The sequence below is a fragment of the Acinetobacter sp. Brlt_5 genome, assembly GCF_051949055.1.
GTDB classification, from domain to species: domain Bacteria; phylum Pseudomonadota; class Gammaproteobacteria; order Pseudomonadales; family Moraxellaceae; genus Acinetobacter; species Acinetobacter indicus.
In genome coordinates this window covers 50,451-73,552 of sequence record NZ_JAYJLP010000003.1, presented here as the reverse complement: position 1 = coordinate 73,552, position 23,102 = coordinate 50,451, and the positions used below count along the sequence as shown (strand labels likewise).

Sequence of the window (23,102 nt, the reverse complement as noted above, 5' to 3'; positions counted from 1 at the left end):
AATGAGTGATGGAAAGACTGACAGATGATCAAATTCTAGATGAACTCGAAATTCAACTTGAGTTAAAATCCTCAAAGATCTTAACACCTTTACAGGAACGTGTGATTTCTGGATTTGAAGAAATTAATCACTTCTTTGAAACTCATCAGCGAGTTCCATCACATCATGCTGATGCAGATATTTTTGAAAAATTATGTGCATCTCGATTAGATAAAATCAAACAGAATTCTGATATGAAATCTGTTGTTTTATTTTTAGATAAATTCAATCTCTTAGGTTAAACAAGGTAAATTTATGGCTGATTTTTCTGATGACGAGTTATTGTCAGAGTTGGGAATTGATCTAGCACCAGTTAAATCAGTGACCTATACAGCTAAAGAAGAACGTTTAATCTCTGGCTTTGAAGAAATCATTCATTTCTATGAAGAGCATAAAAGAGTTCCATCAAACTCTATTGATACAGATATTTTTGAACGTATCTACGCTGTGAGATTAGGTCAGCTAAAGCAATCGGATGAAGCAAAGAAGCTTTTAGCAGCTTTTGATCATCTTAATTTATTATCTGACTCTGATAATGAAGAGGCCGATTTAGCTAGTTTAGAAGATGATGATTTGCTTGCTGAACTAGGGATTGAACTGGAAGATGAAGAAAATATTTTTGTCTTACAGAATGTAAGAACGCAAAAAGAACGTGAAGCTAATGAATTAACCGCTACAAGAAAAGTATGTGAAGACTTTGAAATATTTAAAGAACTATTTGAGCAAATAGCTAAGGAGCTTGAGTTAGGACTTCGAATCACTAAGCCTTTTGGAAAAGATGCTAGTATTGAATTGCATGATTGGTTCATTCTAGATGGTCAAATAGTATATGTATCTGAAATAGGCGAATATTTTAAAGCTCCGAATGGTGAAAATGATGCTCGTCTAAGGGTGATTTATTCCAATGGAACGGAAAGTGATTTATTGATGCGTTCTCTTAAAAAGGCATTAAATAACGATAAAGCAAGTCGTCGAATTTTAGTTGCAAACAATGTAGGGCCTCTATTTTCTTCATTTAAGTCTAATGATCACTCAAATGAACTTGAGATAAAAAGTGGCACAATCTATATTTTACGTAGTTTGTCAGACAATCCCTTTATTAAGAAACACAAAGATATTATTCATAAAATTGGCGTGACTACGGGGAAAGTGAATAAGCGAATTACTGATGCTAAGAATGATGCAACTTATTTACTTGCGGATGTGGAGCTTGTTGCTGCCTATGGATTGCCTGAAAATGTAGTGCCTCATAAGCTAGAAAAGCTTATACATAAAGTTTTCCAGGCTGCTCAGCTAGATATCAGTATTGACGATAGATTTGGTATTCCCGTTCAACCTAAAGAATGGTTCTTAGTTCCAATTGATGTAATCAATGAGGTGATCGAACATATCAAAAATGGAACGATTGAAAACGTCATTTATGATCCAGAGCAATCTAAGCTAGTGGGTAATCAGTGATTTAAAATACAATAAAAGAGACCATGGCATTTGCCATGGTCTCTTTTATTTAATGGGTAAATTGGGGTAAATCATTTTTTAAAAAATAAACATAATTTAGATGTTTAAGTACTTAGTTAAACTGTCACCATCTCAGAAATCACTTTAAATTCAATTAATCAGCTATATCTATTTAAAGACAAACTTACCTTTAATTTATAAAAAGAAAATACTAGAAAATTATTTACAGGTCCAAAAATGGCAACCGTGCTACCATTTTTGAGAAATCTAATTACTTAAATGTCACAGATTTTTGAACACTACGATCTATGAAGCTACACCTTCTAAGTTAATTGATTTGATTCTGTTGGTAAAAGAGCCACTATTTTTAATAGCATCGGCTCAATCTATGTTTCAGTAAAATGAAGTCCTTTAACTTAAAAAAAATAGAAGCATTTCCGTTAATTTTACCTTTTCACCCTAATCGATTGTGCTCTTTGATTGAGCAGGCTTATAAGCAAAATGGATCTAACTTAAAGATCTATGCTGAAACTAATGATTTGAATATACAAAAAAAGCTAGTTATCCAGGACTTTGGTTATACAATCTTACCCCTAGTTTCTGTAGTAAATGAGTTTAGGGCAGGATTAATTAAAGTTACTTTAATTTTAGCTCCCGCATTTTCTCGTGTGACTACTTACTTTAGCAATGCACTCTACAAGAAATATTCCCAAGCATATTAGGATCATTTCACTCGAAATTATTGGTTATGTTGAGCAATCTATCGATGAGAAAAAATGGCCGAATGCTCAATGGATATATGAAAGTTAGTATTTAAATTTTATTAATATAATTGTAAGTTAAAGACCTAAAACCACCTGATACGGTTTAAATCCTTCGATCACCGCTTTAGAAACCAACTGGATAAATGCTTCAGTTTTTCCATAAGCCATCCACTGATCTAGGGCTTCATAGTAGGCTAATCGATTTTCAACTGTTATTACACAAGGTGGATAACCAGCTTTAAGCAATTCGAGATTCATCAATAGACGTGATGTACGTCCATTGCCATCAATGAATGGATGGATGCCTACAAAATCTGCATGTACTTTAGCTGCACGTTCAATGGGATGAAGCTTATGTGCCTCTGAATTGTACCAATCGACTAGCTGAGTCATTTTGTCATTGAGCAATGTATAGTCCGGTGGTGTAGTTGTAGCACCTGAAATCAATACGTTTTGCTGGCGATATCGGCCAGCATTATCATCGTCAATATTCTTTAAAATGAGTTGATGGATATTGCGAATTTGCCATTCAGAAAAAGGTTCTTCCTTTCTAATAATGTCTTCAACGTAATAAATGGCATTTCTATGGTTAATTGCTTCGAAGTGCTCTCGTAAAGCTTTTCCACCGACAGTTATGCCTTCTAACACAACTTTGGTTTCTAATAGAGTAAGTGTATTGCCTTCAATAGCATTGGAATGATAAGTCCATCGTACAATAAGGTCTTCTTGTAAATTTTTTACTATTGCAGGTGATAGGGGGCGATGCTGATCTAATTTATTTTTTAAATCATCAATAATTTCAAACATTACCTTGTCCCTGAATATATCTAAAAGAATGATACATCAAAAAAGAAAATCAAAGAAATGATATGTTATAGTATATCATTTTATAGTGTGCTCGATGTTGGTATAATCAGTATGCCACTTCAAATCCTGAATTCGGATTTGAACAAGATTTTAAAGTGAATTCAATGCACTAAATCTAAATTGGGGTCAATAAATTTTTTTTATTTAATAAAATAGCTTTAGAATGAATAAGTTAGGATTTGAGTTCAATTGATGCCACCTAAAATTATTAGGATTAATGAAAAAACAATTATTGACCTTAGAGTTACTCCCAGGGTTATAATGCTATAAAAATTTATTACTTATCCTCATATGCGTTCAATGACATGGATCACAGTCTTAGTGGGATTGTTCATGTTCCAAAGCCTTTGGAATGTGGCGGCTGCTTTTTGTGTCCATGAAGAAAGCATTTCCGTGGTTCAAAACTATCACTTTGGACATCATACAAATGCTTTATGTGTGAGCGAGACCCAAAAACATGGTCATCAAGCACCTGAAAAACAGAATAATGATTTAGACTGGGTAGAGAATCACCAGGATCATCTTCCATCGATGATCCAATTGATTTTAGAACAACGTCAAGTTTCTTTTATACAAACACTGTTTTCATATACTGTTAGACCAGAGTATTTTTGGAATAATGATTACAGTTCGCCTGACTTAAGTTCAAAAAGCCCGCCTCCCGAACTTTCCCCGCTAATGGTGGGGTAGCCTTAAATATTCCCACCACTTTCAAATTTAATTTAGTGGGAAACATCTATGTCTTTTCAAAATATGACTTTTACAAGTCAATGCGTAGCGATTGGGCTCTTGCTGTTTGGCATTCAAAATACTAGCGCATCTGCAAATGAAATCTCGAATTTTCAAGATGCTCTAGCCAAAGTTCAGCAATATCAATCACAATTCGAACTTCAGCAACAGCGTCAGCAACTTGCGATATTAAATACTCAAAACAGCAGTCTTTGGCAAAATCCAACTTTCTCGATTGAACAAAACGGTTTTAGTTCTAGTCAGGAACAAGAACTGAGTGTTGGTATCAGTCAACCACTTGATCTCTTTGGTCAACGTAAGTTAAACCAAGAAATAGCATCAATTTCAAAACAGCAGCTTCAACTTAAAGAGCAACTCTGGCAAGCACAGAGTGAAATGGTGGTGAAGTATGCTTGGGCACAATATCTGTTATCTGAAACTGAAACATCCATTTTTGCTAAGCAGATGAAAGTGAGTCAAGCGAATCTAGACAGCGCTAACAAACGTTATCAAGCGGGCAGTATTGCATTAGTAGATTATGAACGTGCTCAGATTGACCATTTAGAAATTCAAAGACAATATCAACAAGCTTTACTTGCGCTGCAAGCATCGCAACGACAATTGTCTAATTTATGGGGAGAGTCCCAACCTTCCTTAAGTGTTCAATCAAACAAAGTGGTTTGGCCAAGCGAGATTGAGCGTTCAGTTGAAAAAAATATCCAACACGGTTGGCTCGAAAAACTGTATGCCTTGAATATGCAACAATCTCAGCAAAAGGTAGAAAGTCTAAAGATAAAAAACCGTCCTCAACCCACGTTGAATCTTGGCATGACTCAGACTAAGTCATCTCAATCTTCGGATGAAACTACTTTAGTATTAGGGGTGGAAGTTCCTTTAAATATTTTTAATCGTCAACAATATGTTATTCCCATGGCTGAGCGCCAACAGCAGTTATTGACTCAAATTCAACAAAGAGAGTTAAAACAACAAATTCTTGATATTGCAAACCGTTTGAATGAGTTGAAAGGCTTGCGTCAGCAATATGACGCTATTAATACGCAAATACAGCTTTCTGAAAAAGTCCAGTCTCGAACTTTACAGGGTTTTCAGGCAGGTAAATTCTCTGTCACGGATATGCAACAGATATCTTTACAGTTGCAAAATTTACGTGTGGCACAACTGCAAATACTCAAACAAGCTTGGCAGATCGGTCTCAGTGTTGAGGCTTTAAGTTTAGGCACAAGTTATGAAGAGATCAGCCAATCCAATGCTTATAGCCAACTCAATAAAAAAGCCTTTGTAGAAACTCAAAATCTGCTGAATGGGCAGGGAGAATAAAGTGAAAAAATATCAATTTGGAAAAATCTCTCAACCCATTTTAATCAGTGTATTGATCGGCTTAACGGCTTTAATCAGCGTATGGATCTGGTTGGGTAATCAAAATGAAAAAAATGATGAGCATGGGCATGATGGTGAAGATGAACAGCATGATGATCATGCTAAAGAAAGTAAAGAAGATCAGCATAGTGAAGAAGGCGAAATAGAGCTTACAGCGCAACAGATGGTGGAACATGGCCTTAAAGTTGAAACAGTCACACAGGGGGAGGTAAACAGCTTTGTAACACTCCCTGGAAAATTGGTGGTGAATACGGATCAACAAGCGCATATTTCACCGAATTTTAGTGGTCATGTTGAGCAAGTTAATGTGGCACTTGGTCAGTATGTGGAACGTGGTCAAACGCTTGCAGTACTTTCCGTCCCTGAATTAATTGATCAACAAGCGAGTTTGAGCATTGCGCAGTTAAGTTTGCGTTTGGCACAGCAAGAATACGAACGAGAACGACAGTTATGGTCACAAGGTATTTCGGCAAAGCAAGATTTGCAGCGTGCTGAAAATGCCTATCGCCAAGCCCAAATTACAGTGCAATCTCAGCAAGCCCGTCTACACGCTCTAGGTTCAACTGGGCAAAATGGACGTTTTGTTATTCGCGCACCCATTCCAGGCATGATCAGTCAAAAAGACATTGTGGTAGGTGAAAATGTCCAACTGGCGGATCAGCTTTTTGTGATTGAAAATCTAAAAGACCTTTGGTTGGAATTTAATCTACCAAATACCTCAAATATTCAGCTTCAAGCGGGGCAAATTTTAAATTTTAAAACTAATGGTTCTGATCAAAATTACCAAGCAAAAGTGCAAACGCTGAATTCACAGGCAGATTTACAAACTGGACGTTTACAAGTGCGTGCCAAAGTCACCACACAAGCGGATGTACTGCGTCCAAATGTTTTGGTAAATGTTTTTGTGACTGATGCACAAGCAAAAACAGCGTTAAGAGTTCAGAAAAAAGCCTTACAGCAGGTTGAAGGAAAACCTGTGGTATTTGTGATTGAGTCTGAAGAAAAGGGACAGGTTCATCTTAAAGCACAGCTAATAGAAGTGGGCGTGAGCAGTCAGGATGGGCAATGGCTAGAAGTCATTTCTGGATTAACTGAAGGGCAGAAATACATTGCTGATGGCAGTTTTTTATTAAAGTCTGAATTAGAAAAAGATGAGGCCGGTCATGAGCATTAATCAAGATTTACCTCATCCTGAAGGATTATTTGAGCGCATTATTCAGTTTGCAATTCAAAATGCTATTTGGGTGATGCTGTTTGTCTGCACATGGATTGCGGTGGGTATTTATAGTTATCAGAAGTTGCCAATTGATGCTGTTCCTGACATTACCAATACCCAAGTACAGATCAATACCCAAGCCAATGGTTTTACAGCACTTGAAGTAGAACAACGGATTACCTATCCGATTGAAAATGCCATGGCGGGTATTCCAGATTTGGAGCTAACACGTTCAATCTCCCGCTATGGATTATCCCAAGTCACTGTTGTATTTAAAGATGGAACCGATATCTATTGGGCACGTCAACAAATTAACCAGCGTGTGCAAGAGGTACAGGCAGAACTACCCAATCAAGTTTCACCTACTATGTCACCTGTATCGACTGGTTTAGGGGAAATCTATCAATGGGTCGTTAAAGCTGAACCAAATGCAAAAAAAGCAGATGGTTCTACTTATACAGCGATGGATTTAAGAGAAATTCAGGATTGGATTGTTCGACCGCAACTGCAACGAGTTAAAGGTGTTGCTGAGGTTAATAGTATTGGTGGCTATAATAAAACCTATCTCGTTTCGCCCGATCTAAGTCGTATGCAGCAGTTGAATGTTGGTTTAGATCAATTACAGCAAGCCTTGACACTGAATAATGAAAATCGTGGTGCAGGGTTCATTGAGGAAAATGGTCAGCAACTCACGGTTCGTGTGCCGGGTACCTTGAATAATATCAGTGATATTGAAAACACCATGATTGCAAGTCCGAACGGTAGTCCAATCCGTGTGGGTGATATTGCTCAAGTCTCCATTGGTCATGACTTAAGAACAGGTGGTGCTACCTATAACGGTGTGGAAACGGTACTTGGGATTGCCATGATGGCGATGGGCGAAAATAGCCGTACGGTATCAAAATCGGTAGATGCTAAGATCCAAGAGGTTCAGAAAAGCTTACCCAAAGGGGTTAAAATTGAAACTGTTTATGACCGCACCAGCTTGGTCGAAAAGGCGATTAAAACGGTACAAAAAAACCTGATTGAAGGCGCCATTTTGGTCATCGTCATTCTTTTTTTATTTCTCGGGAATATGCGTGCAGCCTTAATTACAGCCTGTGTGATCCCATTGTCGATGCTATTCACACTCACAGGCATGGCGCAAAAAAATATCAGTGCCAATCTCATGAGTTTAGGTGCTTTAGATTTTGGGATTATTGTCGATGGGGCGGTGGTGATTGTTGAAAACTGTATTCGTCGTTTGGCGCATACTCAGCAACAGTTAAAGCGACAATTAACTCAACAAGAGCGTTTTAAAGAGGTCTTTTTAGCCGCACGCCAAGCTCGACGTCCCTTGATTTTTGGGCAATTGATCATTTTAGTGGTGTATTTTCCGATTTTTGCTTTAAGTGGTGTGGAAGCAAAAATGTTCCATCCGATGGCACTGACAGTGGTACTCGCCCTTGTTGCAGCCATTATTTTATCGATCACATTTGTGCCTGCTGCGGTGGCATTGTGGGTCAAAGGCGATATTCAAGAAAAAGAAAGTCGTTGGATGTTATGGCTAAAAGCTAAATATCAGCAAACTCTTGATATTGCGTACCAATACAAAGCAGTTGTGCTGACTTTTGCACTGTGTTTATTAGTGATTACAGGATTCATCAGTACCAAACTCGGCAGTGAATTTGCACCACAGCTCAGTGAAGGAGACTTTGCGGTACAACAGTTGCGTTCACCAAGTACAGGCTTAGAAGAGTCTTTACGTATTCAGGAGAATACTGAAAAGCTTCTTTTAAAGAGTTTCCCTGAAATTAAGGCAGTATTTGCCAGAACGGGTACAGCCGAGGTTGCAACAGATGTCATGCCACCCAATATTTCAGATGGCTATATCATGTTAAAGCCTCGTTCAGAATGGCCAAATCCTAAAGAAAGTTTAGATGAATTACGTGGCCGTATGGTGACGTATTTAGCCACGATTCCAGGCAATAATAGTGAATTTTCACAACCGATTGAACTCCGATTTAATGAATTGATCTCAGGTGTGCGTAGTGATGTTGGTGTGAAAATCTTCGGTGATGATATGGATGTCCTCAATACTGAAGCGACTAAAATCTCCAAAATCATTCAGCAAATATCGGGTAGCAGTGCCGTGAAAGTCGAGCAGACCTCAGGTTTGCCATTACTAAATGTCGAGGTAAATAAAGCTTTGGCTGCGCAATATGGGCTAAGTGTGCGTTCAATTCAAGACCTTGTGGCAACCAGTATTGGTGGTCAAAATGTGGGTGAAATCTTAGAAGGTGATCGACGTTTTGATTTTGAAATTAGATTAACTGATCAAGATCGAAATACATCAACAGTTGCTCAGTTGCCGATTCAGCTTCCTAGTGGAGGGCAAATTGTCTTAGCCGATGTTGCGACAGTCAGTCTAATTGAAGGGGTGAACCAAGTCAGCCGTGAAAATGGTAAACGTCGTATTGTCGTGACAACTAATGTTGAAGGGCGTGATCTGGGTTCTTATGTTTCTGAACTGCAAAAGCAGTTAAAAGACTATGATCTGCCAAGTGGGTACTGGATTGAATATGGTGGCCAATTTGAAAATTTAGCTTCAGCTCAATCACGTATGCAAATTGTGATTCCACTGGCCTTATTGACTATCTTTATTTTGCTCATGGCAGTATTTCATAATGTTAAAGAGAGTCTTTTGGTATTTACAGGCGTACCGTTTGCTTTAACGGGTGGTGTTTTATTCCTTTGGCTACGTGGTATTCCCTTATCCATGTCAGCGGGGATTGGCTTTATTGCACTATCAGGTGTTGCTGTCTTGAATGGCCTGGTGATGCTGACATTTATCAAAGAGCTTCGAAATCAATACAGCTTAGATGAAGCAGTATGGAGAGGAGCAATTTTACGTTTACGTCCTGTATTGATGACAGCTTGTGTCGCCTCACTAGGTTTTGTGCCCATGGCACTTGCCACTGGAACAGGTGCAGAAGTACAACGACCTTTAGCGACGGTAGTGATTGGAGGCATTATTTCATCCACCATGCTCACCCTTGTATTACTTCCTATTTTATATCGCTGGATCAATACTGATCAGGACAATAAGCTACTACAAACGGAAACCTATTAAGTATAAATATATTCAAGGTAATGCTTCGGCTTACCTTGAATAATCAATAATAAGGAGAGCACTATGAGTAGCTCAAATCAACATGACCACAGTCATTTTGAAGCATCGGAAAAAAATGCCAAAAAACTCTATTTCGCTTTAGCATTAACCACCACATTTTTGATTATTGAAGTCATCGCTGCGTTTATGACGCAAAGTTTGGCGCTGTTATCCGATGCTGCGCACATGCTGACAGATGCTGCTGCACTTGCGATTGCATTAGTGGCAATTAAAATCGGACAAAAACCTGCAGATGATAAGCGTACATTTGGTTATCAACGCTTTGAAATTCTGGCTGCATTATTTAATGCACTGATGTTATTTGTTGTTGCTCTCTATATTTTATTTGAAGCCTATCAGCGCTTTGAGAATCCACCTGAAATTCAAAGTATCGGGATGTTGGTTGTGGCAATACTCGGACTGATCATCAATCTCATCTCAATGAAAATCTTGCTCTCGAGTAGCAAAGAGAGTCTCAATATTAAAGGTGCTTATTTAGAGGTGCTTAGTGATGCTTTAGGTTCAGTCGGGGTCATCATTGGTGCACTAATCATCTATTTCACGGGATGGATGTGGATTGATACGCTGATTGCAGTGTTGATTGGGTTTTGGGTACTTCCAAGAACTTGGATATTATTGAAACAAAGTATCCATATATTGTTAGAAGGTGTTCCTGAAGAAATTGATATTGAGAAGTTAAGATCAGATTTATTAATGTTAGAAGGGGTTCAAAGTATTCATGAGTTAAAAGTTTGGGCGATTACGTCAAGAAAGGTGGTTTTGACCGTGCATTTGGTTGCACCTGATGTGGATCAAAAAAAATTATACGATCAGGCTTTTCATATACTTCATGAACGGCATCATATCAGTGATATGACACTACAAATTGAAGATAATAATTGGCATAAGCACCAGCATGCTAAGTAACAAAAACGTAGTCGTAATTACAAAGGTAATTGATAATATAGGTCAATTTTGTAAAAACAATGTAGCGATGATTTTTTGTATAGCTAAGTTGAAGGATTTTTTGAACCATTTAGTGGAAAAAATTTTGCTAGTGATTAAGCTACCGCTCAAGTCAGCGATCAAGTTAAGCGCCTAATTGAAACGATGGAACACAAGGAATAGAGCCTTAGCGAACTTATGTCATTATTAGCTTTATCGCATCTTGCAACGTTCAAAAAAAATATTTAAGTCCTGCATTAGAGGCTAGATTAATTGAACGAATAATTCCTGATAAACCAAGAGCTCTAAGCAGAAATACAAATTGAAAAAAGATGGCCTATAGAAAAATTCTGAATAGTAAATAAAAGCAATGTTATAACATTGCTTTTGATCTTCAGTCTTTACGTGTTAAAATGTGTACACCAGTTCTAATCCTGAATTTGGATTTGAACAAGATTTTAAAGTGATTCAATACACTAAATCTAATTTGGGTCAAAATTGGGTCAGTGAATTTTCTTATTCAATAAAATTACTTTAGAATTAATAGGTTAGGATTTGAGTTCAATTGACGCCACCTCCACCAAAATTCTTTCCGAAGTAATCCATCGGAATCTAAAAAAGCCTTTAAACTCAATGTTTAAAGGCTTTTTTTATGCCTGTTTGTCCGATATTGTCTGATCCTATTTGACCCCATATTTGCTCTTTGCGGGTAAATATTGGGAAAATTTACCCAGAAATTAATACATCAATTATGGGTAATCGACATGCCACTTACAGATACTGAATGCAGAAAAGCACAGCCGAAAGATAAACAGTATCGTCTTTCGGATTTACATGGTTTATCCCTGTGTGATTCATAGACATCATTTCAATATAATTGGTGTCTATGAACAGAGAAATTCAACAAAGACTCGTATGGGTTAAATTATTTGAAGAGACCAATGATGCTGGCCTAGTCTGTCGGAGATGTGGCATTTCTAGACCAACATTACGCAAGTGGTGGAAACGATATTCTGAGCAAGGTATTGATGGATTAAATAGTCAGAGTAAACGCCCATTAAAATCTCCAAATACTAAAATCAATGCTGAGCTAGAAGCCTTAATATTGGAAATGCGCTCGGCTAGAAATCTGGGTGCTCGACGTTTGCAAACAGAATTGATGAGGCTGCACGGAGTCTCGTTGTCCTTAGCGACTATCCATAAAGTACTATCCACCCATCAAGTCAAACCGATTAAAAAATTCCGTCGTAAAGTAGATTTCATTCGTTATGAACGCCCATTACCAGGCGATAGGATTCAAATGGATACTTGTAAATTGGGTCCTGGGCTATATCAGTACACATCTATCGATGACTGCACACGATATCGCGTTTTAAGGATATATAAACGCCGAACAGCAGCGAATACGCTCGACTTTTTAGACTGCGTAATTGAAGAAATGCCTTTTCCCATACAGCGAATACAGACCGATCGAGGGCGGGAATTTTTTGCTGAAAAAGTACAGAAAAAATTGATGCAGCATGGAATCAAATTTAGGCCAAATAAACCAGGTTCACCTCATTTGAATGGCAAGGTAGAGCGCTCTCAAAAGACTGATAAATCTGAGTTCTACGCTACTGTCGATATTAATTCTGAAGATATTCAAGACAAGCTAGCCGAATGGCAGCATTACTATAACTGGATGAGACCACATTCAGCTTTGAAAGGTAAAACACCGATGGAAAGGTACTTTGAATTATGTGAAGAAACCCCTTTCTCTGATGAGGTCCAGAAGCAATACAACCCATCCAATGAACGGATTCAACATGCCAATTACAAGATGGATTTAGAGATCGCTAAATTGAAACGATCTCTATGAATCACACAAATAAAAGTAAACTAGGATCTGACACTACTCTTTTGAGTAGTGTCAGATCAAGACCTTTTATTTTTCAAAATCAATTAAGATTTATTTAAATTTCCAAGTGTAATCAATATTTACACGAGTTTCATTATCAGAGCGGAAAGCCATACCTGGTGCAGGCATATCATTACGATAATGACTGTAACGCGCGCGCAAGTTTAAGCCTTCAAGCTTACCTGTTGGAATGCGATAGCTTAAATCGAAATCTAGTGCATCTTGTTCAAATTCTTCGCCCGGTAGATTTCTAATTTCAATATCCACTCCTTTACTATAACGGGTCATAAATTTAAGACCATTAAGTGTCGTGTCTTTAAAATCGTAGTCATAACGGACGTGGTAGACTTTTTCATTAATATTCGTAAAGTCAGCACTCATACTGTCTAGGAATACTGCAGGCTCAGCCCCTGCTAATGTAGGTAGGGCAGTATCACCAAACGATTGCATATAGCCAAGACTAAAGGTGTGATTGCTACGATTCAAACCGAAGATCCCGCTGAAGTGCTGGTTCTCGATATCACCTGCAAGGGCATCACCTGAATCTTCACTCACGAACAAACGTAAATCAGATAGGAAATTACCGATGCCAATATCATGTTTGGTTTTTAGACCCAAGAAACTTTGTTGATATACATCATGTAAGTCTGCATGAAAAATTTGTGTCGCAATCTGATCATTTACCTTATATTCAGCTCCTAACATATGCAGGCCAGAAGATTCAGCAGCAGTGTTGAATCGTCCATTAGGATTACCTACTCGAATTTTTTCATAGTTAGTAGAATCTCGCTGGTTGACACGGTCTGTATAAAGGGCGTGAACCTTTAAATTTTCTATTTCATTAAATTGGAGATGAGCACCACGATAGTTCTGCTGAAATAGACGGGCAGGGCTGGAAAATAATACAGGGAACATCGGTGTTAATGTCCCTACATGTAAAGTCGAGTCCTGTACTTTAGCCTTGGCGGTCCAACGGATTTCACCATATTGGTCAGCACGCTTTCTGTCTTTGCCTACAGGTAATAAACCTGAAGCAGCATACTCATTGACACTATCACCCAATAAGTTAAAACCTGCCAGGCCTAGAATATCTACACCAAATCCGACTACCCCTGGCGTATAACCAGAATTTGCCTTTAAGATAAAACCCTGTGCCCAGTCACGTGCTGCTGGAAAATCATCTCCGCGCTTATAATCCCGGTCAAAATAGAAATTACGTGCTGTCAATGTGACCTGTGAATCATCAGTAAAACTGTTTGCAAACGCAGGAGCTAAAACTACAGGCGAAAGTATCCCTAAAAAGATTGCAGAAAATCTCATAATATTGTCCCTATATATTTAAATAGAGCTGAACGTCATGTTCAGCTCATCATAATGAAGCGATAGAAGTGTTATGAACTTACAGTTGAGCTTTGGAAATTCAGTTGAGCTGCGTGTTTATTTTGTAATTTTGACAGGCTAAGAACAGTCATAATCGCAAGAACAAAAGCACCCGCATAATAGCCATACAGGGTAAGGGAAGAAATACCGCCGTCTAAGAATGCACCAGCAACCAATGGCGATAAAATTCCACCAATACGACCAAAACCAATTGCAGAACCTACACCGGTAGCACGAACATCTGCTTCATAAATTGATGGGGACATAGCATAAAGACCTGCCACACAGCCATTTGACAATACGCCCAGAAAAACAGATAGGATAAAGGCAATGGTAAGTGTGCTAGTACTATTCACAAAGAGCAGAATTAAAATAGCTGTTAATGCCAGGAAGGCAGCTTGCACATAGAATATACGTACACGTGCACTGATGAGACCAATCAGGGCTGCACCAAACATCCCTCCCGCACTGATCAGTACACCTGCAGTCACCCCTTGTTCAGTCGTCATGCCATTTGCAGTCAAGATTTTTGGTGTCCAGCTCATTACGAAGTAGAAGCCAAACATCACGAAGAAGAAACTTAACCAAAGAAAAATAGTTTGTAAGCCAAGACCAGTAGTGAATAATTTGGCAATTCCTATTTTAGGCTGTGCTGTATTATGGATAACTTCAGGAAGCTGAGGAATACGAGTTAAACCAATACGTTGGCAGAGATGATTAATACGATCCAAAGCATTTTTTGGCTGTTTGACCAGCAGGTAGTCAAGTGATTCAGGTAAAGTGAAGTATGCCACCACCAGCATTAACATGGTCGTTAAGCCACCTGCAAGGAACACAGAACGCCAGCCGAAATGGCTGATCAAAGCAATTGCGATCATACCACCAATAGTTGCACCAATTGCATATCCAGTGGACTGCAAACTTACTGCCAGGCTTCTCCAGCGTAAAGATGCATATTCACTGGCAATCACATTACTGCTCGCTAAAATACCACCAATCCCCAGACCAGTAATAAAACGCAGAATACCGAGTTGAGTTGCATTCTGTACTAGTGAAGCAGCAATCATGCTGACACCACTAATTAGTAGACAAAGCAGGATTAACGGGCGACGACCAATTTTGTCTGCCCAAGGTGCCAGAAATAAAGAACCAGCGCCCATACCAAATAGACCAGCACTTAATAAAGCACCTAATTGCGCACCTGTAAGTCCCCATTCAGCTGATACCGATGATGCAGTGAATGCCATCACCAGCACATCGAAGCCATCGATGACATTTAAAAGAACACAGATACCGATAACAAACCACTGATATCTATTCATGGTTTTGTTATTCATTTCCTCACGAGGGTTCTGAACCATTTACTTTCTCCATGGAATCAGACACGTAAACCAGCTTATACATCTACTAATAAACGTGATTAGTTTATTAGTCTTGCATAATTTTTCTGGTTAAAAGGTGTCATCCTAGTAATGTTTAAGATGTCCATCGCAGATCAGAACCCGTCCATGTTCTGTTACTGAAGATTTATTCAGCTTATTTGCGATTTGCTGAATTTATCATTATTGGATCCAAATTCAAGCATAAAATAAATTTTTTAATCATTTTTATGGATTAATTGGATCCACATAACCTAGGAAATCATTGAATAATCGAGTGAAATACTAGGAATTAAAAAGTATGAATACAGGCGTTCATTTTGTAAAAAACAATATACATGATCAATTACTTAGCATATAAAACATAAATGAGTATAGAAATCATGCAATATCATCAAAGTATGGCACGCAAGTCATGAGCAGTTTGTTTGAGCAATGGAAGGATATTTTGTATTAAATAATTGGCATCAATCCGATTGCTTGAGCCAATACAGTTTAGCGCAGCTATAGTATCTCCCTGCATATTTAAAATCGGTACGGCCATCGCAGTGATTCCTAATTCATGTTCTTCTGTAGAAATACAGTAATCAAGCTGACCCACTTCCTGCAATATTTTTAAAAATACCTGAGGATCCGTAATCGTGTAAGGAGTAAGTCTTTTCAGGTTAAATTTATCTAGCCATTGCTGTTGGGCTTCAAAACTTAAACGTGAAAGCAGTATTTTACCTGTTGATGTGGCATAAGCAGGCAGGCGATTCCCCAGATGCACACCAAGCGGACTAAGTTTGCTGGTATCAATTTGGGGAGCAATACTTTTTGCGACAGGTACGACTTCATGCTCATCCAGCACTGCCACCGAATAGCTTAAAGCAGTTTTTATGCTTAAAAGATTAAGCATAGGCTGGGCAACTTTCGGTAAATATGCAGAACTGAGATAAGCACTGGAAAAGCGTAGCACCTTATAGGTTAGCCAGTAAAAATGTTCATCTGTATCGAGATAACCCAGAAATTTGAGTGTACGGACATAGCGTCGTGCCGCAGTACGGCTTAGTCCGGTACGTTCAGCAATCTGAGTAACATTGAGCTTTTGACGTTCAATGCCGAAGCATTCTAGCAAACTTAAACCTTTTGCTAGACCTGCAATGTAATCATCATATTGAATAGACTCATTATTATTCTCACTAAAAATTAAATCCTTGCGCAATTATATATCCCTCATTAGTTATTTTCTTAAATATCTTGTCCGATCATCGGACAAAAGTCACCTATTTCGGTAGGGATTGAGGCTAAAGTCTAGGCAGAAACATAAAAATTTCTTAGCTTGTAAAAAAGGATGGCTATTAAGGAATTGTCAGCATATGGAAATTTTAAATACTAAAGTCGCAATTATTGGTTCAGGTCCAGCAGGATTATTGCTTGGACAATTACTCTATAAAGCCGGTATTGATCATATTTTAATTGAGCAGCGTAGTGCTGAGTATGTAGCAAGCCGTATCCGTGCTGGTATTCTCGAGCAGGTATCTGTTGACCTTTTAGCTGAAGCCGGTGTAGATGCTCAACTCAGAGAAAAGGGCTTACCACATAACGGTATTGAAATTCTAACCAATGGTGAGAAACACCGTGTGGATCTAACCCAACTCACCGGAGGTAAGCAGGTCACTGTTTATGGTCAAACTGAAGTAACCAAAGACCTGATGCAAGCACGTACTGAAGCGCAATTAACGTCTTTCTACGAAGCAAGTAATGTACAAGTTCATGAATTTTATGGTGAGCAACCTTCGGTGACATTTGAACATGACGGCCGTCAGGTCACAGTTCAATGTGATTTTATCGCAGGTTGTGATGGCTACCATGGTGTATGCCGTGCAAGTGTTCCTGAAGATAAAATCAAGACCTTTGAAAAAGTGTACCCATTTGGCTGGTTGGGTGTACTTGCAGATGTACCACCAGTAGCAGATGAGTTGATTTATGTACAATCTGAACGTGGTTTTGCATTATGCAGTATGCGTTCAAATACACGTAGCCGCTACTATTTACAGGTCCCATTAACAGACAAAGTTGAAAACTGGTCAGATGACCAATTCTGGGAAGAGTTGAAAAACCGTCTTGATCCTGAAAGCCGTGAAAAGTTAATTACAGGTCCTTCAATTGAAAAGAGTATTGCACCATTACGTAGCTTTGTAACAGAGCCAATGCGTTTCGGCAAATTATTCTTAGCAGGGGATGCAGCGCATATTGTTCCGCCAACAGGTGCCAAAGGTCTGAATCTTGCAGCATCAGATATCGCATTCTTGTCTAAAGCCTTGATTGAATACTATGACAATGGGTCAGAAGCGGGCATTGATAGCTATTCAGAAAACTGTTTAAAACGGGTGTGGAAAGCAGAACGTTTTTCTTGGTGGATGACACATTTACTTCATCGTTTTGAAACAGAAACTGAATTTGAACATAAAATCAAACAAGCGGAATTGAGTTATATTTTAAGTTCAGAAGCAGGTCAGACGACACTTGCTGAAAATTATGTTGGTCTACCGCTACAAAAAGCGAGCTAAGCGCTGTTTTTAAAAATATCTTCATTTAAACCCAAGGTTGTTTGGAACACATTGAGTTCATTTGAATCCGATGTGTTTTTTATTTTCGAGCATGAATTCTTATTAAAAACATGCGCATTATACGTAGAAAATTACTTAAACAAATTGACGGAATTCACGCGATGTTTGTTGCAGTAAAGGCAAAATATGCTGTTGTAAATATTCTTTACTGGTACGTCCAGTAGGAGATACGATATTTAAAGCAGCAACCACATCGGCACGGTGATTATAAATTGGAACTGCGAGCGCATGAACACCAAGTTCATGCTCTTCTGCTGAATAGCAAAATTCATCAGCACGAATTTGCTGTAATAGAGCTAAAAATGCCTGATTATCTGTATAGGTGTATTTGGTCAGTGATTTTAAAGGATATTGCTCAAGCCATTCTTGCTGTGACTCAGGACCTAAATAACTCAATAAAACTTTTCCTGCTGAAGTAGCATGCGCGGGTAACCGATTACCGAGATGTAAGCCATAAGGATTGACTCGATCAGTTTGTTGATGGGCGGCACTACGCGCGATGGTAATCGCCTCAAAACCATCCAAGACCATCACAGAGTAAATTAATGAAGTTTGCTGGGTCAGTAAATTAAGAAGTGGTTGAGCAATCTTGGGTAACTGTGCTCCACTCAGATAAGCCCCTGAAAATTTAAGTACTTTGGGACTCAAAGAATAAAAATGTCCATCAAAATCTAAATAACCAAGATATTCCAGTGTCAATAAATGACGACGTGCAGCAGCTCGTGTAAGTCCTGTCTTTTCAGCTGCCATACTAACGTTTAAACGATATCGATCATTGGCAAAGCAATCCAGAATCGCCAGCCCCTTACTTACTCCAGCAATAAAATCTTCATGACGAATTATTTTTTTATTTTCAGGATTCTGGATCAGCTGATCGCGGGCACCGTTATTGATTGTCATGTCAATTCCTTAATCTTCATATATTAATTCACTCACTATTTTTACAGTTGCTTTATTCAATTCTGAGAATTAATAAAATTTTTGTTCGATCATCGTGCAATGATTATGTAAACCGTACAAAACTATTTTTAAACCGTAGTCGAAAGCTTGGAATTTATCAAGAATAGATCACACAGAATCCTAAGGATTTTGGTTGGAATTTGTTCTCCGTCCAGAATGTGTTCAAACCAGAACCTTAGGTTCTCAAAATTTTTGTACTGAGTGGCAATACATGGAGTTATTTGATGATCGATAAAAGTTCTGCCTCACTGGTCGAAGCACTTTCACAAATCAAAGACGGATCTACCATCATGATCGGTGGATTTGGTACAGCGGGGCAGCCTGCTGAACTGATCGACGGTCTGATTGAACTGGGGATCAAAGATCTGGTGATCGTCAATAACAATGCCGGTAATGGCGACTACGGTCTGGCTAAATTACTCAAAGCTGGTGCAGTGCGTAAAATCATCTGCTCATTCCCGCGTCAGTCTGATTCCTGGGTATTTGACGAATTGTACCGTGCAGGAAAAATCGAATTAGAACTGGTTCCTCAAGGTAACCTGGCATGCCGTATTCAGGCTGCAGGTATGGGCTTGGGTCCAATCTACACCCCGACTGGTTTTGGTACATTGCTGGCAGAAGGCAAACCAACCATGAACTATGAAGGCAAAGACTACGTTTTAGAAAACCCAATTAAAGCTGACTTTGCTTTAATCAAAGCACAGCAAGGCGACCGTTGGGGTAACCTGGTTTACCGCAAATCTGCACGTAACTTTGGCCCAATCATGGCGATGGCTGCCGATGTCACGATTGCACAAGTCTCTGAAGTGGTTGAGTTAGGTGCTTTAGACCCTGAACACATCATCACCCCGGGTATTTTTGTACAACATGTTGTACGAGTGAAACCTGCACAGTAATCACGGATTAGGAGAAAAGAAATGAGCTATAGCAAACTGACCCGTGACCAAATTGCTGAACGTGTTGCACAAGACATTCCAGATGGTGCTTATGTCAACCTGGGCATTGGCTTGCCAACCAAAATTTCGAACTACCTGCCTTCAGACAAAGACGTGTTCTTGCACTCTGAAAATGGCTTATTGGCTTTCGGTCCGCCACCTGCAAAAGGTGAAGAAGATCCTGAGCTGATCAACGCAGGTAAAGAATATGTGACCTTGCTGGAAGGCGGTGCTTACTTCCATCACGGTGATTCATTCGCGATGATGCGTGGCGGTCACTTAGACATCGCGGTACTGGGTGCATTCCAAGTGGCTGAAAATGGCAACCTGGCTAACTGGCATACTGGCGCACCGGATGCGATTCCTGCGGTAGGTGGTGCAATGGACTTGGCCGTAGGTGCGAAAAAAGTCTTTATTACGACCGATCACGTGACTAAAAAAGGCGAACCGAAGATTGTCGCTGAATTGACTTATCCTGCAACAGGCTTGAAATGTGTAGACCGTATTTATACCGACCTGTGCGTGATTGATGTGACAGATGAAGGCATGAAAGTGATTGAGAAAGTCGAAGGGCTGTCATTTGAAGAATTGCAGTCGATGACGGGTGCAAAACTAGTTGATGCGACTCAAGGTTAAAAAATCCCTCCTGATCTTCCTTTGAGAAAGGGAGGAAAAGTCCTCCTTTATTAAAGGGGGATTTAGGGGGATTAAAAGAATCAAAGGATTAAATAAATGAAAAACGCATACATCATTGATGCCATCCGTACCCCATTCGGCCGTTATGCCGGTGGACTGGCAGCTGTCCGTGCAGATGACCTGGGTGCGCTGCCAATTAAAGCCTTGATGGAACGTAATCCAGCGGTGAACTGGGAACAGGTTGATGACGTGATCTATGGCTGTGCCAATCAGGCTGGTGAAGACAACCGTAACGTCGGTCGTATGTCTTCTCTGCTTGCAGGCCTGCCTTATCAGGTACCAGCAACGACAGTAAACCGTCTGTGTGGTTCATCAATGGATGCAATCGCAATGGCAGCACGTGCGATTAAAGCTGGTGAAGCCCATCTGATTATTGCCGGCGGTGTAGAAAGCATGTCGCGTGCCCCATTTGTCATGGGTAAATCTGAATCTGCTTATGGCCGCAGCCAGAAGATTGAAGACACCACCATGGGCTGGCGTTTCATTAACCCGAAACTGAAAGAAATGTACGGCGTGGACACCATGCCGCAAACCGCTGAAAACTTAGCGGAACAGTTCAAAATCAACCGTGAAGATCAGGACAAGTTTGCCCTGACCAGCCAGAAACGTACTGCTGCTGCGCAAGCACGTGGTTTCTTTGATAAAGAAATCATTGCTGTGGAAATTCCACAACGTAAAGGCGAACCTGTGGTTGTTGCTAAAGATGAACATCCACGTGCATCGACTACTACAGAAGCTTTGGCAAAACTGAAACCTGTGGTGAAAGCTGACGGTACGGTGACTGCAGGTAATGCTTCCGGGATTAACGATGGTGCGGCTGCTCTTTTGATCGCATCTGATGAAGCGGTGACTAAACACGGCTTAAAACCACGTGCCAAAATTATTGGTTCAACGGTTGTTGGTGTTGAACCACGTATCATGGGCTTTGGTCCTGCGCCTGCCATCCAGAAATTACTGGCTCAAACAGGTTTGTCTTTAGAGCAGATGGATGTGATTGAGCTGAATGAAGCTTTTGCTGCTCAAGCTTTGGCATGTACACGTGACTTGGGTATAGAGGACGGTTCAGAGAAAGTCAATCCAAATGGCGGTGCGATTGCATTGGGTCACCCACTGGGTGCTTCAGGTGCGCGTTTGGTGACAACTGCACTGAACCAGCTGGAACAGACTGGTGGCAAATATGCACTATGCTCAATGTGTATTGGTGTCGGTCAAGGCATCGCTTTGATTATTGAACGTGTATAAATTTAAATACCTTTCATTTTTTGCTTAAAAACAAAACAATGAAAGGTATTTAAAACGAGTTAGAAAAAGGATATTCAAATGAGCCAATTGTACGCAAGTCTATTTTACCAAACTGAGATTACTGCAATATTTAGTGATGAAGGGGTAGTGCGTTATATGTTGCAAGCAGAAGCAGCATTGGCTCAAGCTCAGGCAAAAGTGGGTGTGATTCCTGCTTCAGCGGCAGCAAATATTGTATACGTTGCCCAACAACGGGTGAATGAGATCATTGACTTTACTGCGCTTGCAAGTGCATCAGGACTTGCTGGAAACATTGCGATTCCCTTTGTGAGACAATTGACGGCTGCGGTTAAAAAAGTCGATGAAGATGCTTCGCGCTATGTACATTGGGGGGCGACAAGCCAAGACATTATTGATACTGCATGTATTTTGCAGTGTCGTGATGGCTTAAATTTAATTGAGGCTAAACTCATCCAGGCGATAGCAGCAACTCGAAACTTGACCGAACGCTATCGTGACCAAGTCATGATTGGTCGGACATGGTTACAACAAGGCCTACCACTAACCTTTGGTCATAAAACTGCCCGCTGGTTAGCAAGTTTGCAACGTGATCTTGAACGTGTACAAGCACTTAAAAATTCTACACTCACTGCACAATTGGGTGGAGCCGTTGGCACACTTGCGTCACTTATTGATCAAGGCAGTGCAGTTGTAAAGGCGTTTGCAACAGAACTTCAACTCAATGTCCCGGATTGTACTTGGCATGGCGAACGTGATCGTATTGTGGAAATTGCCCATGTGCTTGCCACAATTACAGGGAACTTGGGCAAGATGGCACGCGATTGGTCACTGATGATGCAAACCGAAATTGCAGAAGTGTTTGAACCCAGCGGAGCAGGACGTGGCGGATCATCGACGATGCCGCATAAACGTAATCCTGTTGCAGCAGCCTCAATTCTGGCAGCAGCCAATCGTGTCCCTGCACTCATGTCGAGTATCTATCAAAGTATGGTTCAGGAACATGAACGTAGTTTGGGGGCCTGGCATGCTGAGTGGCTGGCACTGCCTGAAATCTTCCAATTGTGTGCTGGTAGCCTGCAACGCGCGATAGAAGTTTTTGAGGGCCTGGAAGTACAGAAGGACAATATGTGCCGCAATCTAGAATGTACTCAGGGCTTAATTATGGCAGAAGCCCTCATGATGTCTTTGGCACCAAAGTTAGGCCGACTCAATGCCCATCATGTGGTTGAAGCCGCATGTAAACAGGCAGTTGCTGAACAGCGTCATTTATTAGATGTAGCACAAAATCATCCTGAAATTTTAGCTGTATTTAATTCGGAACAATTAAGCCAGATTTTTAATCCACAAAATTATTTAGGTAATACCCAGCATCAGATCGATGCAGTATTGCAACGTGTTCAAGGAAAATAGTCA

General features: G+C 39.9%; 19 protein-coding genes and 1 pseudogene. 15 read left to right on the top strand and 5 right to left on the bottom strand.

Annotated features, from left to right (window positions below; genetic code table 11):
- Positions 1-8 precede the first annotated feature (8 nt).
- The 3 genes from VF685_RS03550 to VF685_RS03540 all read left to right on the top strand — a co-directional run bounded on the left by VF685_RS03550 (position 9) and on the right by VF685_RS03540 (position 2,219).
- Complete coding sequence (locus VF685_RS03550) at positions 9-281, top strand: hypothetical protein (protein WP_005027423.1); 273 nt, start codon at positions 9-11, stop codon at positions 279-281.
- 13 nt (positions 282-294) lie between these two features.
- Positions 295-1,497 carry a GIY-YIG nuclease family protein gene (locus VF685_RS03545; RefSeq protein WP_127801797.1) on the top strand — a complete coding sequence of 401 codons (1,203 nt, stop codon included), beginning with the start codon at positions 295-297 and terminating at the stop codon, positions 1,495-1,497.
- Positions 1,498-1,898: 401 nt separating this feature from the next.
- On the top strand, positions 1,899-2,219 hold the full coding sequence (locus VF685_RS03540; RefSeq protein ID WP_228278786.1) for a LysR substrate-binding domain-containing protein: 321 nt from the start codon (positions 1,899-1,901) through the stop codon (positions 2,217-2,219).
- 117 nt (positions 2,220-2,336) lie between these two features.
- Here the strand turns inward: VF685_RS03540 and VF685_RS03535 are convergent, their stop codons facing one another.
- On the bottom strand, positions 2,337-3,068 hold the full coding sequence (locus tag VF685_RS03535; RefSeq protein WP_168370067.1) for a Fic family protein: 732 nt from the start codon (positions 3,066-3,068) through the stop codon (positions 2,337-2,339).
- A 393-nt stretch (positions 3,069-3,461) separates the two neighbouring features.
- Between VF685_RS03535 and VF685_RS03530 the strand changes: the two genes are divergently transcribed.
- From VF685_RS03530 to VF685_RS03500, 7 genes and pseudogenes are all read left to right on the top strand, one after another.
- Positions 3,462-3,818: a cation efflux protein, CzcI-like gene (locus tag VF685_RS03530; protein ID WP_114541535.1), complete on the top strand. Its 357-nt coding sequence runs from the start codon at positions 3,462-3,464 to the stop codon at positions 3,816-3,818.
- A gap of 48 nt (positions 3,819-3,866) precedes the next feature.
- Positions 3,867-5,195 (top strand): TolC family protein, encoded by a 1,329-nt coding sequence (locus VF685_RS03525; RefSeq protein ID WP_163170346.1) that lies wholly within the window; start codon positions 3,867-3,869, stop codon positions 5,193-5,195.
- Positions 5,179-6,429, top strand: coding sequence for an efflux RND transporter periplasmic adaptor subunit (locus VF685_RS03520; protein ID WP_440203547.1), 1,251 nt, complete (start codon positions 5,179-5,181; stop codon positions 6,427-6,429). Before VF685_RS03525 ends, VF685_RS03520 begins: the two co-directional genes overlap by 17 nt.
- Positions 6,419-9,583: an efflux RND transporter permease subunit gene (locus VF685_RS03515; protein ID WP_163170344.1), complete on the top strand. Its 3,165-nt coding sequence runs from the start codon at positions 6,419-6,421 to the stop codon at positions 9,581-9,583. The genes VF685_RS03520 and VF685_RS03515 overlap by 11 nt, the downstream gene beginning before the upstream one ends.
- Before the next feature lie 63 nt (positions 9,584-9,646).
- Entirely contained in the window at positions 9,647-10,549 is a 903-nt protein-coding gene (locus VF685_RS03510) for a cation diffusion facilitator family transporter (protein WP_114541532.1), read from the top strand.
- 138 nt (positions 10,550-10,687) lie between these two features.
- Positions 10,688-10,910: pseudogene (locus VF685_RS03505) on the top strand (Fic family protein); the annotation flags it as partial.
- Between the two features lie 543 nt (positions 10,911-11,453).
- Entirely contained in the window at positions 11,454-12,425 is a 972-nt protein-coding gene (locus VF685_RS03500) for an IS481 family transposase (protein ID WP_127799757.1), read from the top strand.
- Positions 12,426-12,515: 90 nt separating this feature from the next.
- Here the strand turns inward: VF685_RS03500 and VF685_RS03495 are convergent, their stop codons facing one another.
- The 3 genes from VF685_RS03495 to VF685_RS03485 all read right to left on the bottom strand — a co-directional run bounded on the left by VF685_RS03495 (position 12,516) and on the right by VF685_RS03485 (position 16,427).
- Positions 12,516-13,784, bottom strand: a complete 1,269-nt coding sequence (locus VF685_RS03495; protein ID WP_286385327.1) for an OprD family outer membrane porin — start codon at positions 13,782-13,784, stop codon at positions 12,516-12,518.
- Positions 13,785-13,855: 71 nt separating this feature from the next.
- Positions 13,856-15,205, bottom strand: a complete 1,350-nt coding sequence (locus VF685_RS03490; RefSeq protein WP_286381407.1) for an MFS transporter — start codon at positions 15,203-15,205, stop codon at positions 13,856-13,858.
- A gap of 412 nt (positions 15,206-15,617) precedes the next feature.
- Positions 15,618-16,427 (bottom strand): IclR family transcriptional regulator domain-containing protein, encoded by an 810-nt coding sequence (locus tag VF685_RS03485; RefSeq protein ID WP_286385329.1) that lies wholly within the window; start codon positions 16,425-16,427, stop codon positions 15,618-15,620.
- A 154-nt stretch (positions 16,428-16,581) separates the two neighbouring features.
- On the opposite strand from VF685_RS03485, the gene pobA reads away from it, so the two are divergent.
- Complete coding sequence (gene pobA / locus VF685_RS03480; protein WP_127801128.1) at positions 16,582-17,775, top strand: 4-hydroxybenzoate 3-monooxygenase; 1,194 nt, start codon at positions 16,582-16,584, stop codon at positions 17,773-17,775.
- 135 nt (positions 17,776-17,910) lie between these two features.
- Here the strand turns inward: pobA and pcaU are convergent, their stop codons facing one another.
- Entirely contained in the window at positions 17,911-18,735 is an 825-nt protein-coding gene (gene pcaU, locus VF685_RS03475) for an IclR family transcriptional regulator PcaU (protein ID WP_127801129.1), read from the bottom strand.
- A 284-nt stretch (positions 18,736-19,019) separates the two neighbouring features.
- Between pcaU and VF685_RS03470 the strand changes: the two genes are divergently transcribed.
- The 4 genes from VF685_RS03470 (at position 19,020) to VF685_RS03455 (ending at position 23,099) form a co-directional block, all read left to right on the top strand.
- On the top strand, positions 19,020-19,691 hold the full coding sequence (locus VF685_RS03470) for a 3-oxoacid CoA-transferase subunit A (RefSeq protein WP_075168032.1): 672 nt from the start codon (positions 19,020-19,022) through the stop codon (positions 19,689-19,691).
- A gap of 21 nt (positions 19,692-19,712) precedes the next feature.
- Entirely contained in the window at positions 19,713-20,366 is a 654-nt protein-coding gene (locus VF685_RS03465; protein WP_075168031.1) for a 3-oxoacid CoA-transferase subunit B, read from the top strand.
- A gap of 96 nt (positions 20,367-20,462) precedes the next feature.
- Positions 20,463-21,668, top strand: coding sequence for a 3-oxoadipyl-CoA thiolase (pcaF, locus tag VF685_RS03460; protein ID WP_075168030.1), 1,206 nt, complete (start codon positions 20,463-20,465; stop codon positions 21,666-21,668).
- Between the two features lie 78 nt (positions 21,669-21,746).
- Positions 21,747-23,099 (top strand): 3-carboxy-cis,cis-muconate cycloisomerase, encoded by a 1,353-nt coding sequence (locus VF685_RS03455; protein WP_127801130.1) that lies wholly within the window; start codon positions 21,747-21,749, stop codon positions 23,097-23,099.
- Positions 23,100-23,102 lie beyond the last annotated feature (3 nt).